Here is a 15,590-nt window from a genome sequence, read left to right as displayed (position 1 = left end):
CTCCACCGACAAGGTCGACACCGAGATCCCCTCCCCGGTTGCTGGCACCCTGATTGAGATCCTGGCTGAGGAGGACGACACCGTCGAGGTCGGCGACGTGATCGCCCGCGTCGGCGACGCCGACGCCGCGGCAGCTTCCGACGAGGCCGAGGCAGAGGAGCCGGCCGAGGAGAAGACCGAAGAAAAGGCTGAGCCGAAGGAAGAGAAGAAGGCCGAGCCGAAGAAGAAGAGCTCCGGCGAGGGCACCAAGGTTGAGATGCCGGAGCTCGGCGAGTCCGTCACCGAGGGCACCATCACCCCCTGGCTGAAGGAAGTCGGCGACGAGGTCGAGGTGGACGAGCCGCTGCTCGAGGTCTCCACCGACAAGGTCGACACCGAGATCCCGTCCCCGGTCGAGGGCACCATCCTGGAGATCCTGGCCGAGGAGGACGACACCGTCGAGGTCGGCGATGTCATCGTGATCATCGGCGACGCCGACGCCGCCGTTGAGGCAGACGACGCCGACGAGGACGAGGCAGAAGAACCGGCCGAGGAGAAGGTCGAAGAGAAGGCTGCGCCGAAGGAAGAGAAGAAGCCGGAGCCGAAGAAGGAAGAGTCGAAGGCTGAGAAGGCCGAGAAGACTGACAAGGCTGACTCCAAGAACGCTTCCGCCAAGGTGAACAACGGCGACAACGTCCCGTACGTCACCCCGCTGGTGCGCAAGCTGGCTGAGAAGCACGGCGTGGACCTGAACGCGGTTGAGGGCACCGGCGTTGGCGGCCGCATCCGCAAGCAGGACGTCCTGGCCGCGGCCGAGAGCGGCAAGGCCGAGGGCGCATCCGCTTCCCCGTCCGCGGCGACGCAGCAGGCGGATGCCCCGAAGGGCGAGCGCGCCAACTGGTCCACCAAGTCCGTGGACCCGGCGAAGGCGGAGCTCATCGGCACCACCCAGCGCGTGAACCGCATCCGCGAGATCACCGCCGCGAAGATGGTGGAGTCCCTGCAGACCACCGCGCAGCTGACCCACGTGCAGGAGGTCGACGTGACCCGCGTTGCGGAGCTGCGCAAGAAGGTCAAGCCGGCATTCGTCGAGAAGCATGGCGCCAACATCACTTACCTGGCCTTCTTCATCAAGGCCACGGCAGAGGCGCTGGTGTCCCACCCGAACGTCAACGCGTCCTACGACGCTGACGCGAAGGAGATCACCTACCACTCCGACGTGAACATCGGCATCGCTGTGGATACCCCGATGGGTCTGCTGGTGCCGGTGATCAAGAAGGTGCAGGACATGAACCTGGCCGACATCGCGAAGGCGATCACCGACCTGGCGTCCCGCGCGCGCGACAAGAAGCTGCGTCCGGACGATCTGTCCGGTGCGACCTTCACCGTGACCAACATCGGTTCCGAGGGCGCGCTGCTGGATACCCCGGTGCTGACCCCGCCGCAGGCCGGCATCCTGGGCACCGCCGCGATTGAGAAGCGCCCGGTCATCGTGACCGAGGACGGCATCGACTCCATCGCGATCCGCCAGATGTGCTACCTGCCGTTCACCTACGATCACCAGCTGATCGACGGTGCGGACGCAGGCCGTTTCGTCACCACGATCAAGGACCGCATCGAGCAGGGCGATTTCGAGGCTGACCTCGACGTCTAAGCCCTAGATGCGCTGAACCCGGCACCGTTTTTAGGTGCCGGGTTTCGTCGTTGTTGCATACAGTGGCGGTATGACTGACACGTTCAAATCATTTCGTAACTCCACCGACCACTTCATGCGCGAGGCCCTCGGCGGCCTTGTTGCCGCGCACCCCTGCGCCGAGTGGCACGACGAGGGCTTCGTGGGGCTTTTGCTTGACGACGCCACCAAAGGCGAACAACGAGTCACCGTCATCTCCGGCGGCGGGTCCGGCCACGAACCGATGCACGCCGGTTTCATCGGCGCAGGCATGTTGGATGCTGCCTGCCCGGGTTTGCTGTTCACTTCCCCCAACGCGGTGCAGATCGACGCGGCCACCGACTGGGCGGACCGCGGCGCGGGCGTGGTGCACGTGGTGAAGAACTACACCGGCGACGTGATGAACTTCACCGTCGCGGCGAACCATGCCGACGCTGAGGTGGCGCAGGTGCTGGTGGACGACGACGTGGCCACCGAGATCGACAACGACGACTCGCCGGGCCGCCGCGGCACGGGTGCGACGGTGATTGTGGAGAAGATCGCGGGCGCTGCCGCGGCGCGTGGCGACGACCTGCAGGCGGTGGCGAAGGTTGCCCAGCGCGCGGCGGATCAGTCCCGCAGCATGGCGGTGGCGCTGCAGCCGGGCCACTCCCCGACCTCGGACCGCGCCACGTTCGACTTGGGCGAAGGGCAGATCGAGGTCGGCGTGGGCATCCACGGCGAGGCGGGTGTGGAGCGACGAGACATCGCCGGCGCGCAACTGACCGCCGCGGCCCTGGTGGAGGAGCTCCTGGGCGGCATCCTGACCTCGCTGCGCGAGGCCGGCGTTGAGGGCAGCGACGTCATGCTTTTTGTCAACGGCCTGGGTGGCACGAGCCAGCTGGAGCAGGACCTGGTGTTCGGCGAGGCGCTCAAGCAGCTGACGGAACTGGGGCTGAAGGTGCGCCGCGGGATGCGCGGCACGCTGGTGACCTCGCTGAACATGGCGGGCATTTCGCTCACACTCACCGTGCTCGACGACGAGCTGATCCAGCTCATCGACGCCGACACCGCCGCCCCCGCCTGGCCCGGCACCGTCGCGGACCCCGAGTACGCCGACGCGCGCATGGTCGACGACGAAACCCAGCCGGACAGCGGCGAGGAAAACGCGTGGCTGTCCGGCTTTGTTGAGCGCCTCGCCGCCAGCTACGACGACCTGACCGCCCTGGACCGCGAGGCCGGCGACGGCGACTTCGGTCAGAATATGGAGGCGGCCTTTGGTGACGTCGTTAGGCCTGTGCGGGGTGCGGATGCAGAGGTGCTCAGTTTCTTCGCCCACCGCATGCTGGTGCGCGCCGGCGGCACCTCGGGTGCGGTGCTGGGCACGTTCTTCCGCCAGATGGCGGACGTGTTCGACAACGCCGGCGTGGACTCACGCGACGCGGACGGCGATGCGTTTGCCACGGCGCTGGCCGAGGGGCTTAAGCGCGGCGTGGACGCCATCACGGAGCTCGGCGGTGCAACAGAGGGCGACAACACGCTCATCGACGCCCTCGCCCCCGCCGCACGCGCCGCAAAGGACGCACGAGGCACGGTCGACGAGGTGCTCGCGCACGTTGCCGCCCCGGCGGTCGAAGGCGCGAAGGCGACCCGCGGCATGCATGCGAAAAAGGGCCGCGCGTCCTACCTCGGCGAGAGCGCAAAGGACGTGCCGGACCCGGGCGCGATCGCGGTGACGTGGCTGTTCGGCGAAGCGGGTGTAGGCGAGTTCTAAATCGGGCGTTCGGGGGCTGAGAAACAGCTAAGCTGTCGCGTGGTTATAACGACCCGATTTTCAAGGAGCCTCTCTTGGATTACATCTCCCGTCATATCGGCCCAGACCAGGCAGAACAGCAGAAAATGCTGGATGCGCTGGGCTACGATTCCCTCGATGCGTTGATCACCGCCGCGGTGCCGTCCGGCATTCTGGCGGAGCAGCCGCTCGACCTGCCGGAGGCGTTGACGGAGTACGAAGCCCAGGCCCGCTTGCGCGAGCTCGCAGACAAGAACACCGTGCTGCGCGCGTTCTACGGCCAGGGTTTCTCCTCTACCCTGACCCCGCCTGTGATCCGCCGCGGCGTGGTGGAAGACGCCGGCTGGTACACGGCCTACACGCCGTACCAGGCCGAGATTTCGCAGGGCCGCCTTGAGGCGCTGCTGAACTTCCAGACCATGGTGCAGGATCTGACCGGTCTGGACATCGCGAACGCTTCGCTTCTCGACGAAGCATCCGCCGCCGCCGAAGCCGTCGGTTTGATGTCGCGTGTGGTGAAGAAAGGCCGCCGGGTGCTTCTAGATTCGCGCCTGCACCCGCAGGTGATCAAGGTCGCCTCCGAGCGCGCCCGCGCGATCGACCTGGAGGTCGAGGTGGCCAACCTGGCAGAGGGTGTGGTCGGCGAGGACCTCGTCGGCGCCGTGTTCGCCTACCCGGGCACCGAGGGCGACATCGTGGACCCGCGTCCGGTGATCGAGGCGATCCACGAGCGCGGCGGCCTGGTCGCCGTCGACGCCGACATCCTGGCACTGACGCTACTTGAGTCCCCCGGCGAGTTCGGCGCGGACATCGCCATCGGCACCACACAGCGCTTCGGCGTGCCGCTGTTCTACGGCGGCCCGCACGCGGCCTACATGGCGGTGCGAAAGAAGCTGCAGCGCCAGATGCCGGGCCGCTTGGTGGGCGTGTCCAAGGACGCCGAGGGCTACCCGGCCTACCGCCTGGCCCTGCAGACGCGCGAGCAGCACATCCGCCGCGAGCGCGCCACCTCCAACATCTGCACCGCGCAGGCGCTTTTGGCCGTCACCGCGTCCATGTACGCCGTCTACCACGGCCCTGAAGGCTTGACGGACATCGCGCGTGCGGTGCATAAGCGTGCCGCGGACTTCGCCGCGTCGCTCGAGGCGGCCGGCGTGAAAGTCAAGCACGCCGAATTCTTCGACACGGTGGCGGTTGAGGTTGCGGGGGCACCGGAGGTCGTCGCAAAGCTGGCGGATGCAGGCTACCTGGTGCGCGCAATCGACGAGACCACCGTCGGCGTCTCCTTCGGAGAGGACACCACCGACGCCGACGTGGAGGCGTTGCTGGCTGGCTTCGGCGCCTCCGCTACCGAGGGTGCCTCGCGCATCCCGGCGGCGCTGGAGCGCACCACCGAATTCCTCACCCACGAGACGTTCAACCGCATCCACTCCGAGACGCAGATGATGCGCTACATCCGCGAGCTCGGCGACAAGGACCTCGCGCTGGACCGCACGATGATCCCGCTGGGCTCGTGCACCATGAAGCTCAACCCGACCGCCGGCCTGGAGGCGATCACCTGGCCGGGCTTCGCCAACGTGCACCCCTACACCCCCGACGAGTACACCGAAGGCTGGCGCGAGCTTATCGACGAAATCCGCTCCTGGCTGGTGGCAATCACCGGCTACGCCGAGGTGTCCGTGCAGCCGAACTCCGGCGCGACTGGCGAGCTGGCCGGCCTGCTGGCCATCCGCGCGTACCACGTGGCCAACGGCGACACCGAGCGCGACATCTGCCTCATCCCGGCATCCGCCCACGGCACGAACGCGGCGTCCGCGACGCTGGCGAACCTGCGCGTCGTGGTGGTCAAAACCGCAGACGACGGCTCCATCGACCTGGAGGACCTGGACGCGAAGCTGGACAAGCACGCCGAGGCCGTGGCCGCGATCATGCTCACCTACCCGTCCACGCACGGCGTCTACGAGGAGGACGTGCGCGTGGTCTGCGACAAGGTGCACGCCGCCGGCGGGCAGGTCTACATCGACGGCGCGAACATGAACGCCCTGACCGGCATCGCGCGCCCGGGCGACTTCGGCGGCGACGTGAGCCACCTGAACCTGCACAAGACCTTCACCATCCCGCACGGCGGCGGCGGCCCGGGCGTGGGCCCGATCGGCGTGGGCGAACACCTGATCCCGTTCCTGCCGGGCGACCCGACCGCCGCCGACGGCGAGGGCGGCGGGCCGGTTGCCTCCACCCTGTACGGCTCCGCTGGCGTGCTGCCGATTTCCTGGTCCTACATCGCCATGTCGGGTGCTGCGGGCCTGCGCAGCGCCACCGAGCACGCCGTGCTGGGCGCGAACTACATCGCGCGCCAGCTCGGTGACTCCTTCCCGGTGCTCTACACCGGCAACGACGGCCTGGTCGGCCACGAGTGCATCCTGGACCTGCGCGAACTTACCGACGCCTCCGGCGTCACCGCGGCCGACGTGGCCAAGCGCCTCATCGACTACGGCTTCCACGCCCCCACCCTCGCCTTCCCCGTCGCCGGCACGCTGATGGTGGAGCCGACCGAGTCCGAGGACTTGGCCGAGCTGGACCGCTTCATCGAGGCGATGCGCTCCATCCGCGCCGAGATCCAGGAGATCATCGACGGCAAGGTCGAGTACGAGAATTCCGTCGTGCACAACGCGCCTTTTACCGCCGCGAGCGTGAGCCGCTCGGAGTGGCCGTACGAGTTCACCCGCGAGAAGGCCGCCTACCCGGTTGCCTCGCTGGTGCACGCGAAGTATTTCTCGCCGGTGCGGCGCATCGACGAAGCCTTCGGCGACCGCAACCTCCAGTGCGCGTGCCCGCCGCCAGAAGCGTTCGACATTGAAACTGAGTCTTAAAGGAGAAAACCCATGCCACAAACCCCGCTGCATGCCACCCACGAGAAGCTCGGCGCCAGCTTCACCGATTTCGGCGGCTGGGAGATGCCGCTGAAGTACGGCTCCGAGCTGGAGGAGCACCGAGCCGTGCGCACCGACGTCGGCATCTTCGACCTGTCCCACATGGGCGAGATCACCGTCCAGGGCCCCGACGCCGCCGCGTTTTTGGACTACACGCTCATCTCCAACTTTTCCGCGCTCAAGGAGGGCAAAGCGAAGTACTCCATGATCGTCGCCGAGGACGGCGGCATCCTGGACGACCTGATCACCTACAAGTTCAGCGAGAACCACTTCATGGTCGTGCCCAACGCCGCGAACACCAACGCTGTCTGGGCCGCGTTTGAGGCCCGCAAGGGCGACTTCGAGGTGCAGCTGACCAACAATTCGGAAGCGTTCGCGCTGGTTGCGGTCCAGGGGCCGCGCGCGCTCGAGGTGCTGGAGCCTTTGCTTAGCGACGACGCATCCGCCCTGTCCTACTACTCCGGCGCCTGGATGACCCTCGACGGCGTGGAAACCTTCGTCGCCCGCACCGGCTACACCGGCGAGGACGGCTTCGAGCTGTTCTGCGCAAGCGAGGACGCGCAGAAAGTGTGGGACGCCGTCATCGGCTCCGGCACCCCGTGCGGCCTGGCGGCGCGCGACTCGCTGCGCCTGGAGGCTTCGATGCCGCTGTACGGCCACGAGCTGACCGCCGAGATCACCCCGGTGGAGGCCGGCATGGGCCGCGCGTTTGCCAAGAAGGAGGCGGACTTCGTGGGCAAGGAGGCCCTTTCCGGCCGCGAGCCGAGCGTGGTCATCGCGGGCCTGACCTCCGAGCAGCGCCGCGCCGCCCGCGAAGGCGCCGAGGTGTTTCTGAAAGACTCCGACGAGAAAATTGGCGTGGTCACCTCCGGCCAGCCGTCGCCGACGTTGGGCTACCCGGTTGCGCTCGCGCACCTGGACCCGGCACACGCTGAAGAGGGTACGGAAGTGGAAATCGACATCCGCGGCCGCCGTTACCCGTTTACTATTGCACCGACCCCGTTTTACTCCCGAAAGGACGCATAACCATGGAGCTGAAGCCGGATTTCTACTACTCCGAGGACCACGAGTGGATCAACTCCACCCCGGACGAAGCAGCAGGTAAAACCGTTCGCGTGGGCATCACTCACGTCGCGGCTGACCGCCTCGGCGAGGTCGTCTTCGCGGAGCTTCCGCAGGTGGGCGATACCGTCACCGCCGGCGAGACCTGCGGCGAGATCGAGTCCACCAAGTCCGTCTCCGACCTGTACTCCCCGGTCACCGGCACCGTCACCGCGGTCAACGAGGACATCGACGGCGCCTACGAGGCCATCAACAACGACCCGTACGGCGAGGGCTGGCTCTTCGAGGTGGAGGTCGAGGAGGTCGGCCCGCTGATGACCGCCGACGAGTACGCCTCCTCCAACGGCGTGTAGTCCCCACCTGGCGGCGGGGACTAGGGTGGCAGGGTATGACTGCCCCGCGCGACCCGTTTTTCCCCGCCGACAAATCCATCCGAGCCTCAGCCGCGCCCATTGACGTGCGCGAGCTGGGGCTCGTGGACTATCAGGAAGCCTGGGACCTCCAGGCAGACATTGCTTCTCGACGGGCCAAAGGCGAATTACCGGACACAGTGCTGGTGCTCGAGCACCCCTCCACCTTCACCGCCGGCAAGCGCACGCAGCCCGAGGACATGCCGGACCCCGCCTACCCCGTGCCCGTGGTGCCGGTGGACCGCGGCGGACGCATCACCTGGCACGGCGAGGGCCAGCTGGTGGTCTACCCCATCATCAAGCTCGCGGAGCCGGTGGACGTGGTGGACTACGTGCGCCGTCTCGAAGAAGCGCTCATCCAGGTCGTGCGCGACGCTGGCGTGACCACGGCGGGCCGTGTCGACGGACGCTCCGGGGTCTGGGTGCCGGAGGAGACGCAGGCGGTGGACCCGGAGGCGTCGACACGCGAACGCAAAATTGCCGCCCTGGGCATCCGCATCACCCGCGGCGTGACCATGCACGGCCTCGCACTGAACTGCAACAACACCCTCGAGCACTACGAGCACATCGTCGCCTGCGGCATCGACGACGCCGACGTGACCACCCTGTCACTCGAGCTCGGCCGCGACATCACCCCGGCCGACATGGCCGCCCCGATGGTGCGCGAGCTGAAGCGCGCCCTGTCCGGCGAGCTGGTCGTAGCCGACCACACCTTCGCCACCCGACCAGACCCCTCGAAGGGTTTGACACGGAAGGTACGGTAAGTGGCGTGACTGTAGCACCAGAAGGCCGCAAGCTTTTGCGCGTTGAGGCGCGCAACTCCGAAACACCGATTGAGAAGAAGCCGCGGTGGATCCGCAACTCCGTCAAGACCGGTCCCGAATACGAGGACATGAAGCAAAAGGTCAAGGGCGCGGGCCTGCACACCGTGTGCCAAGAGGCGGGCTGCCCCAATATCCACGAGTGCTGGGAGTCGCGTGAGGCGACCTTCCTCATCGGCGGATCCCGCTGCTCCCGCCGCTGCGACTTCTGCGACATCGCCTCCGGCCGCCCGGATCCGCTGGACCGCGACGAGCCGCGCCGCGTGGCAGAAGAAGTCCAGAGCCTCAACCTGAACTACTCCACCATCACCGGTGTCACCCGCGACGACCTCGACGACGAGGGCGCCTGGCTCTACGCCGAGGTCGTGCGCAAGATCCACGAGCTCAACCCGCACACCGGCGTGGAAAACCTCACCCCGGACTTCTCCGGCAAGCCGGACCTGCTCCAGGAAGTCTTCGAGGCCCGCCCCGAGGTCTTCGCGCACAACGTGGAGACCGTCCCGCGCATCTTCAAGCGCATCCGCCCGGCGTTCCGCTACGAGCGCTCCCTCGACGTGATCCGCCAGGCCCGCGACTTCGGGCTGATCACCAAGTCCAACCTGATCCTGGGCATGGGCGAAACCCGCGAGGAAGTCCTCGAGGCGCTCCACGACCTGGTGGATGCAGGCTGCGACATCATCACCATCACCCAGTACCTGCGCCCCGGCCCGACCTACCACCCGATCGACCGCTGGGTGAAGCCGGAAGAGTTCATTGAGTACCGCGACGCCGCCTACGAGATGGGCTTCGGCGCCGTCATGTCCGGCCCGCTGGTGCGCTCCTCTTACCGCGCCGGCAAGCTCTACGTCGAGGCGATGGCCCACCGCGGCCTCGAGCTGCCGGAGAACTTGAAGCACTTGGCGGAGACGTCGCAAGGCGATACCGCCCAGGAAGCCTCCACCCTGCTGAAGAAGTACGGCGCATCCGCCGACCACCCAGTGGAGACCCGCTAGGGTCTTTGGCCCGCGTCTTAGCTGTGGCATACAGTTATGGCCATGGCTAAGACGCAGGACAAGGAAGCGGCGAAAGCCGCCAAGAAAGAACAGCGCGCCGCGAAGCGCGCCAAGGGCAAAGCAACCCGCTCCCAGCTGAAGCAGGCGTTCGACATCCAGCGCAAGCGCGACAAGGCGCTGATCCCCATCATGCTCGCCTGCGTGCTGGGCGGCGGGTTGCTGTTCTTCCTCCTCGGCCTGCTCATCGGCGCGAAGTGGTTCTGGCTGATCATGGGCCTGGTCCTGGGCGCTGTGCTGGCGATGTTCATCTTCTCCCGCCGCCTGGAAAAGTCCATGTACGACGAGGTCGGCGACACTCCCGGCGCCGCCGGCTGGACGCTGGAGAACATGCGCAACACGATGGGCATCGTCTGGCAGACCAAAACCGGCGTGCAGGCCAACACCCACATGGACACCGTGCACCGCGTGGTGGGCAACCCGGGCGTCGTGCTGGTCGGTGAGGGCAACCCGAACCGCCTGAAGTCCCTGATGGCCAAGGAGCACAAGCGCGTGGACCGCCTGCTGGCGGGCGTGCCCATCTACGAGGTCTACGCCGGCGAGGGCGAAGGCCAGGTGCGCAACCGCGACCTGCAGAAGCACCTGCTCAAGCTGCCGAAGAACTACCAGAAGGACGAGGTGTACAACCTCGCCGCCAAGCTCGACGCGATGGATTCGCGCGGCCGCGGTGCCCAGGCGGCCGGCCTGCCGGGTGGCCCGCTGCCGAAGCAGGCGCAGAACATGGCGGGCATGAACCGCAAGATGCGCCGCATGCAGGAGCGCAAGGGCGGCAAGTGATCGAGCACAACCCCGGCATGGACGCCGAAGCGAACACCTGTCTTCGCTTCGGCGTCTTGCTGTTGTCCGCCGGCGCGTCCGGCTACCGCGTCATCCGTGCAGTGAAGCGCTGCGCGCGCTCGGTGGGCTTTGACAGCGCCGACGTCATCGTCGGGTTTAACACGATCAGCTGCACGTTCCACCGGGGCGAGCAGTTCCGTACCGCGGTGTCTGTCGTGCCGCTGCCGGGGGTGAACGCCTCGCGCATTGAGGCGTTGGAGACCGCCGCGCACTCGCTGTTGCAGAGCTACCGCACGCCCGAGGTCATCGATGCAGTGCTCGACGAGATCGAGCGCATCCCGTCTCCACGCTGGGGCCTTTGCCTATCGACGTTCGCCGCCGGACTCGCCTGCGCCGGATTCGCAGTACTGAACCAGTTCGGGCTCGCCACCGCCGCACTAGTGTGCCTGGCGGCGATGCTGGGCCAGCTCGTGCGGGCGATGTTGCACAAGGCGCACTTCAACCTCATCGGCATCACGATGGCGGCGTCGTTCGTGGCCTCGTCGGCGTTCCTGCTGCTCGACCGGGTGCTGCCGTTTGCCAGCGTGGTCTCCCCCGGCTTCATCGCCGCCGTGCTCTTTCTGATCCCCGGATTCCCGCTGTTCACCTCGTTTGTGGACCTCGCGCGCTTCGACTTCACCGCCGGCATCCCGAGACTGTTCTTCGCGCTCGAAATCATCGTGGTGATCATGCTGACCGTCTCCGTGGTGGCCATGCTCTCCGGCACCCCGGAGGTGCAGTCGGCGGCGGTGCCGCGGTCAGCGGAGTTTCTGGTCTCTGGGGCGCTGGCCAGCTTCGTCAGCGTGGGCTGCTTCGCGTTGCTGTTCAATTCGTCGAGACGCATGGCCCTCATCGCCGCCACGCTCGGGATGGCGGCCAACGCCGTGCGGCTCGTGCTGCTCGCGGACGGGGTGCGCTCCTACCTCGCCGCCTTCGTCGCCGCGCTAATCATCGGCGTCGCCGGCGGGCTCTTGGGCCGGGTGGCGAAGGTGCCGCGCACCACCGTGACCATCCCGGCCGCAGTGGTGATGATCCCCGGCCCCGTCATCTACGCCGCCGTGCACAACTTCGCCGACGGCGACATCCTCAACGCGCTGTCAAAATTCACCGAAGTGTCGTTCGTGGTGCTGTTCATCGCCGGCGGGCTCGCCGTCGCGCGCATGCTCACAGACCCGAACTGGGCGTTTTTCCGCTACATCGACTTCGGCCACGAACTCGTCGGCGAGGAACGCCCCATCAACAACTAAGTGCGGATGACCGTCGTGGTGGTGGCGCGGTCGTGCATGCCGCGGCCGTCGGCATCCACAAGCGCCGCCGGCAGCACAAAACCCGTCAGGATCGTGCGCACCGCCGCGCGCCACAGCCCCACCGGAGCCTCCTTGTCCACACGCGCCACACCCATGCCCAGCGCTGCCATGCCCGGGGTGCGGGAGAACAGCCAGCCGCACACGATGCCCAAAACGAGCCACAGCAAGTACGTCGCGGTGTAGCGGTCCCCCAACGCGGACGTGTTCGCGGTAATCAGCGACGCCGCCACCGCGCACAACGCCCAATCAATGAACACCCCGCCCATGCGGCGCAGCACCGACGCCTGCGAGCCCTGCCCCTCCTTGGGCATGCCCAAAAACTGCCCCGGGTACTCCGGCAGGGCGTCCTCGCCGGAAAATTGGTTGGGGATTTCGGGACCGTCGTGCCAGGTTTGTCGTCGAGAAGCAGCCATGCCTCCGAAGCGTAGCGGGAGGTCCGCGTAGACTTGAAACCGCTTATGTCCGACACACAACGAGGAGTACCACCCGTGTCCTTCGACAACATCGAAGACGTCAAGAAATTCATCGCCGACGAGGAGGTGGAATTCATCGACGTGCGCTTCACCGACGTGCCCGGCATCGAACACCACTTCTCCATCCCGGCATCGATGTTCGACGAAGACGTGATGGAAGAAGGCCTCGCCTTCGACGGCTCCTCCATCCGCGGCTTCACCACCATCGAAGAATCCGACATGACCCTCATGCCGGACCTCGCCACCGCCAAACTGGACCAGTTCCGCGGCTCCAAGACCCTGAACGTGAAGTTCTTCGTCAACGACCCGTTCACCCACGAGCCGTTCTCCCGCGACCCGCGCAACGTGGCCAAGAAGGCCGAGGAATACCTGCGCTCCACCGGCATCGCCGACACCTGCTCCATCGGCGCAGAAGCCGAGTTCTACCTGTTCGACTCCATCCGCTACGAGGTGGAAGGCCACGCCGCGTTCTACGAAATCGACGCCGAGGAAGGCTGGTGGAACCGCGGCAACGAAGTCGAGGCCGACGGCTCGCCGAACCTGGGCTACAAGAACCGCTGGAAGGGCGGCTACTTCCCCGTCGCCCCGCACGACAAGACCGTCGAGGTGCGCGACGCCATGGTGCGCAACCTCGCCGCCGCCGGTTTCGACATCGAACGTTTCCACCGCGAGGTGGGCAACGGCGGCCAGCAGGAGATCAACTACCGCTTCAACACCCTGCTGCACGCGGCCGACGACCTGCAGGACTTCAAGTACATCATCAAGAACACCGCGACGCTGTACGACAAGACCGCCACGTTCATGCCCAAGCCGCTCGCCGGCGACAACGGCTCCGGCATGCACGCCCACCAGTCGCTGTGGAAGGACGGCGAGCCGCTGTTCTACGACGAGTCCGGCTACGGCGGCCTGTCCGACATCGCCCACTGGTACATCGGCGGCCTGCTCGAGCACGCCGGCGCCGTGCTGGCGTTCACCAACCCGACGCTGAACTCCTACCACCGCCTCGTGCCGGGCTTCGAGGCACCGATCAACCTGGTGTACTCGCAGCGCAACCGCTCCGCCGCGATCCGCATCCCGATCACCGGCGCGAACCCGAAGGCCAAGCGCATCGAGTTCCGCGCGCCGGACCCGTCGGGCAACCCCTACCTCGGTTTCGCGGCGATGCTCATGGCGGGCATCGACGGCATCAAGAACCGCATCGAGCCGCATGCCCCGGTGGACAAGGACCTCTACGAGCTGCCGCCGGAGGAAGCCAAGGACATCCCGCAGGCGCCGACCTCCCTCGAAGCCGCGCTCAAGGCCCTGGAGGAGGACCACGACTTCCTCACCGAGGGCGACGTGTTCACCGACGACCTCATCGAGACCTACATCAAGCTCAAGTACGACAACGAGATCACCCCGGTGCGCCTGCGGCCTACCCCGCAGGAGTTCGAGCTCTACTTCGACTGCTAGGTTTGCATACCCTGACCTGCAGTAAGGCAGGGCGAACTTCCTTGCGGGGGTAATCGGGCTGGGCGATGATTGGGCCATGACCGATCTGATGAACCGCCCCCACCCCGACTGCCCGGCGGATTGTCCGGGTACGGCGGAAGGTGGCGTCGATAGGCATGAGCCCGGCACCGGCGAGCGGCTGAACCGCCTGCGCGCCGCGGTGCTCGGGGCGAACGACGGCATCGTCTCCACCGCCGCCGTGGTCGTCGGCGTGGCGGGCGCGACGTCCGATGCGACCACCATCGCGATGTCCGGCCTCGCCGCCGTGATCGGCGGCGCGGTGTCGATGGCGCTGGGCGAATACGTCTCGGTGTCCTCGCAGCGCGACTCCGAGCGCGCCATGGGACTTGCCGAGGAGATGCAGGTCAACCCGTGGTCCGCGGGCATCGCATCGTTCCTGTCGTTCTTACTCGGCGCCGCACTGCCCTTTGCGACGGCGCTGCTCGCCCCCGCATCCTGGCGCATCGCCGCCATTTTCGTGCTCACCCTGGTGGCGCTCGCGTTGACGGGCGCGCTGTCCGCGAAGCTCGGCGAGGCCCCGGTCGCGCGCTCGGTGACGCGCATCGTCGTCGGCGGCACCATCGCGCTGGCGGCGACGTTCGCCATCGGCTCGCTGTTCGGCGCGAACGTGGGTTAGAAACACACCGCGGTCCGACAGTGACCTGCCCAACCGGAACCCGACCACATCGGTGCAAAACCGCAGGTCGGGTTTTCGTGCTGCTGGGGCCGTTGTGGTGCAACGGGGGCTAACCGGGAGGCCGTGCGCGCACCTTCCCACAAAAGGGATTACCATGCGCGGAGTGACTGACAAGTTCCGCCAACTGCCACCGCCCGGCCCCGCGTGGGGCGGCAGCCTCATGGGCACCTCGATCGTGTCGCGACTCCTCGTGGAGATGGACCATAAGTTCTTCTCCGCAGTCTTCGCCGCGATCGCGTGCTTCATCCTCGTCGTGCTCGTGTTCGGGTTCGCGCGCTACCGCCACCCCAGTTTCCAGCGCACCACTATGGCGGAATGGTCGATGTTCTTCATCGGCATCCTCGCACTGGGGGCCGCGCTTTCCGGGCTTACCGACGAAGGCGTCTACCGCCTCATCGGCTTCTGGGTCGGCGCCCCCGTCACCGTCATCACCTGGGCTATCCAGCTCAGCCGCTTTGAGGGCGCGCCGAAGTTCACCTGGGGCCTGCCGTTGGTCGGCCCGATGATTTCCGCGTCGGTGGCCGGCTGGCTCGCCCGCGACTACGGGCAGTTCTACCACGTGCTGGGTACCGTGTTCTTCCTGATGTCCCTGTTCACCGCGGTGCCGACGTTCGCGCGCGTGTACTGGGCCGCGTGGCACGGCAAGGTGGACCTTTCGGGGCCGCTGTCGGCGACGGCGTGGGTGCCGCTGGGCGTGATCGGCCAGTCCACCACCGCGATGCAGATCCTCTACCCGGGCAAGTTCTCGATCTACTACGGCTACGTCGCACTCGTGTTGGCCATCCCCCTGGCTATTTGGGCGATGTTCAACTTCTACCCCAACGTCGCGCGCTGGGTGGAGTACTCGCCTGCCTGGTGGTCGTGCACCTTCCCGCCGGGCACGGTGAGCATGGGCGGGCACCAGGTGGCGTTGGTCAATGGCTCGCACTGGCTCGACGTCGTTGCGTTGACCATTCCGCTGCTACTCATCGTGCACTGGTCGCTGTGCTCCGGCCGCTTCATCTCCTGGGTGCTTGAAGGGCGCAGGTAAAAACGGCATGCCGATGTGCCCGCCCTTTTGGGGCGGGTTTTGGTGTTTCAGGGGTTAGTCGAAGAGCAGCTCCATTGCGCCC

13 protein-coding genes are annotated in these 15,590 nt (G+C 66.8%); 12 read left to right on the top strand and 1 reads right to left on the bottom strand.

Features of this window, described 5'->3' with window-relative positions:
- The 9 genes from sucB to HMPREF2791_RS05895 form a co-directional block, all read left to right on the top strand.
- The coding region (gene sucB / locus HMPREF2791_RS05935) for a 2-oxoglutarate dehydrogenase, E2 component, dihydrolipoamide succinyltransferase (RefSeq protein ID WP_070844728.1) at nt 1-1,633 on the top strand (1,633 nt) is incomplete at its 5' end.
- A gap of 70 nt (nt 1,634-1,703) precedes the next feature.
- Nucleotides 1,704-3,404, top strand: coding sequence for a dihydroxyacetone kinase family protein (locus tag HMPREF2791_RS05930; RefSeq protein WP_070844727.1), 1,701 nt, complete (start codon nt 1,704-1,706; stop codon nt 3,402-3,404).
- Between the two features lie 74 nt (nt 3,405-3,478).
- Complete coding sequence (gene gcvP / locus HMPREF2791_RS05925) at nt 3,479-6,292, top strand: aminomethyl-transferring glycine dehydrogenase (protein ID WP_070844726.1); 2,814 nt, start codon at nt 3,479-3,481, stop codon at nt 6,290-6,292.
- A gap of 12 nt (nt 6,293-6,304) precedes the next feature.
- Nucleotides 6,305-7,378 (top strand): glycine cleavage system aminomethyltransferase GcvT, encoded by a 1,074-nt coding sequence (gcvT, locus tag HMPREF2791_RS05920; protein WP_070844725.1) that lies wholly within the window; start codon nt 6,305-6,307, stop codon nt 7,376-7,378.
- Nucleotides 7,379-7,380: 2 nt separating this feature from the next.
- Nucleotides 7,381-7,767: a glycine cleavage system protein GcvH gene (gene gcvH, locus HMPREF2791_RS05915; RefSeq protein ID WP_070844724.1), complete on the top strand. Its 387-nt coding sequence runs from the start codon at nt 7,381-7,383 to the stop codon at nt 7,765-7,767.
- Nucleotides 7,768-7,802: 35 nt separating this feature from the next.
- Nucleotides 7,803-8,588: a lipoyl(octanoyl) transferase LipB gene (gene lipB, locus HMPREF2791_RS05910; RefSeq protein ID WP_070475744.1), complete on the top strand. Its 786-nt coding sequence runs from the start codon at nt 7,803-7,805 to the stop codon at nt 8,586-8,588.
- A 5-nt stretch (nt 8,589-8,593) separates the two neighbouring features.
- Complete coding sequence (lipA, locus tag HMPREF2791_RS05905) at nt 8,594-9,637, top strand: lipoyl synthase (protein WP_070475747.1); 1,044 nt, start codon at nt 8,594-8,596, stop codon at nt 9,635-9,637.
- A 42-nt stretch (nt 9,638-9,679) separates the two neighbouring features.
- Entirely contained in the window at nt 9,680-10,471 is a 792-nt protein-coding gene (locus HMPREF2791_RS05900) for a DUF4191 domain-containing protein (RefSeq protein ID WP_070844787.1), read from the top strand.
- Nucleotides 10,468-11,757: a threonine/serine exporter family protein gene (locus HMPREF2791_RS05895; RefSeq protein WP_083327917.1), complete on the top strand. Its 1,290-nt coding sequence runs from the start codon at nt 10,468-10,470 to the stop codon at nt 11,755-11,757. The genes HMPREF2791_RS05900 and HMPREF2791_RS05895 overlap by 4 nt, the downstream gene beginning before the upstream one ends.
- Here the strand turns inward: HMPREF2791_RS05895 and HMPREF2791_RS05890 are convergent.
- Nucleotides 11,754-12,230 carry an RDD family protein gene (locus HMPREF2791_RS05890; protein WP_070844723.1) on the bottom strand — a complete coding sequence of 159 codons (477 nt, stop codon included), beginning with the start codon at nt 12,228-12,230 and terminating at the stop codon, nt 11,754-11,756. The genes HMPREF2791_RS05895 and HMPREF2791_RS05890 overlap by 4 nt on opposite strands.
- A 45-nt stretch (nt 12,231-12,275) precedes the next feature.
- Between HMPREF2791_RS05890 and glnA the strand changes: the two genes are divergently transcribed.
- From glnA to HMPREF2791_RS05875, 3 genes are all read left to right on the top strand, one after another.
- A complete protein-coding gene (gene glnA, locus HMPREF2791_RS05885) occupies nt 12,276-13,742 on the top strand; it encodes a type I glutamate--ammonia ligase (RefSeq protein WP_371335895.1) in 1,467 nt (488 codons plus the stop codon).
- A gap of 76 nt (nt 13,743-13,818) precedes the next feature.
- Nucleotides 13,819-14,418 (top strand): VIT1/CCC1 transporter family protein, encoded by a 600-nt coding sequence (locus HMPREF2791_RS05880; protein WP_083327916.1) that lies wholly within the window; start codon nt 13,819-13,821, stop codon nt 14,416-14,418.
- A 154-nt stretch (nt 14,419-14,572) separates the two neighbouring features.
- The gene (locus HMPREF2791_RS05875) at nt 14,573-15,508 is read left to right on the top strand and encodes a TDT family transporter (protein WP_083290316.1); all 936 of its coding nucleotides are present in this window, start codon (nt 14,573-14,575) and stop codon (nt 15,506-15,508) included.
- The last annotated feature ends 82 nt before the right edge of the window (nt 15,509-15,590 follow it).

The organism is Corynebacterium sp. HMSC034A01, from assembly GCF_001838175.1.
GTDB lineage: Bacteria > Actinomycetota > Actinomycetes > Mycobacteriales > Mycobacteriaceae > Corynebacterium.
This window is presented reverse-complemented; position numbering and strand designations above follow the sequence as displayed.

What these genes read in the sequence shown, in the direction of transcription:
- HMPREF2791_RS05930 (WP_070844727.1), top strand. Translation starts at nt 1,704, where the DNA reads ATGACTGACACGTTCAAATCATTTCGTAACTCCACCGACCACTTCATG.
- gcvT (WP_070844725.1), top strand. Translation starts at nt 6,305, where the DNA reads ATGCCACAAACCCCGCTGCATGCCACCCACGAGAAGCTCGGCGCCAGC.
- gcvH (WP_070844724.1), top strand. Translation starts at nt 7,381, where the DNA reads ATGGAGCTGAAGCCGGATTTCTACTACTCCGAGGACCACGAGTGGATC.
- lipB (WP_070475744.1), top strand. Translation starts at nt 7,803, where the DNA reads ATGACTGCCCCGCGCGACCCGTTTTTCCCCGCCGACAAATCCATCCGA.
- HMPREF2791_RS05900 (WP_070844787.1), top strand. Translation starts at nt 9,680, where the DNA reads ATGGCTAAGACGCAGGACAAGGAAGCGGCGAAAGCCGCCAAGAAAGAA.
- HMPREF2791_RS05890 (WP_070844723.1), bottom strand. Translation starts at nt 12,230, where the DNA reads ATGGCTGCTTCTCGACGACAAACCTGGCACGACGGTCCCGAAATCCCC.
- glnA (WP_371335895.1), top strand. Translation starts at nt 12,276, where the DNA reads ATGTCCGACACACAACGAGGAGTACCACCCGTGTCCTTCGACAACATC.
- HMPREF2791_RS05880 (WP_083327916.1), top strand. Translation starts at nt 13,819, where the DNA reads ATGACCGATCTGATGAACCGCCCCCACCCCGACTGCCCGGCGGATTGT.
- HMPREF2791_RS05875 (WP_083290316.1), top strand. Translation starts at nt 14,573, where the DNA reads ATGCGCGGAGTGACTGACAAGTTCCGCCAACTGCCACCGCCCGGCCCC.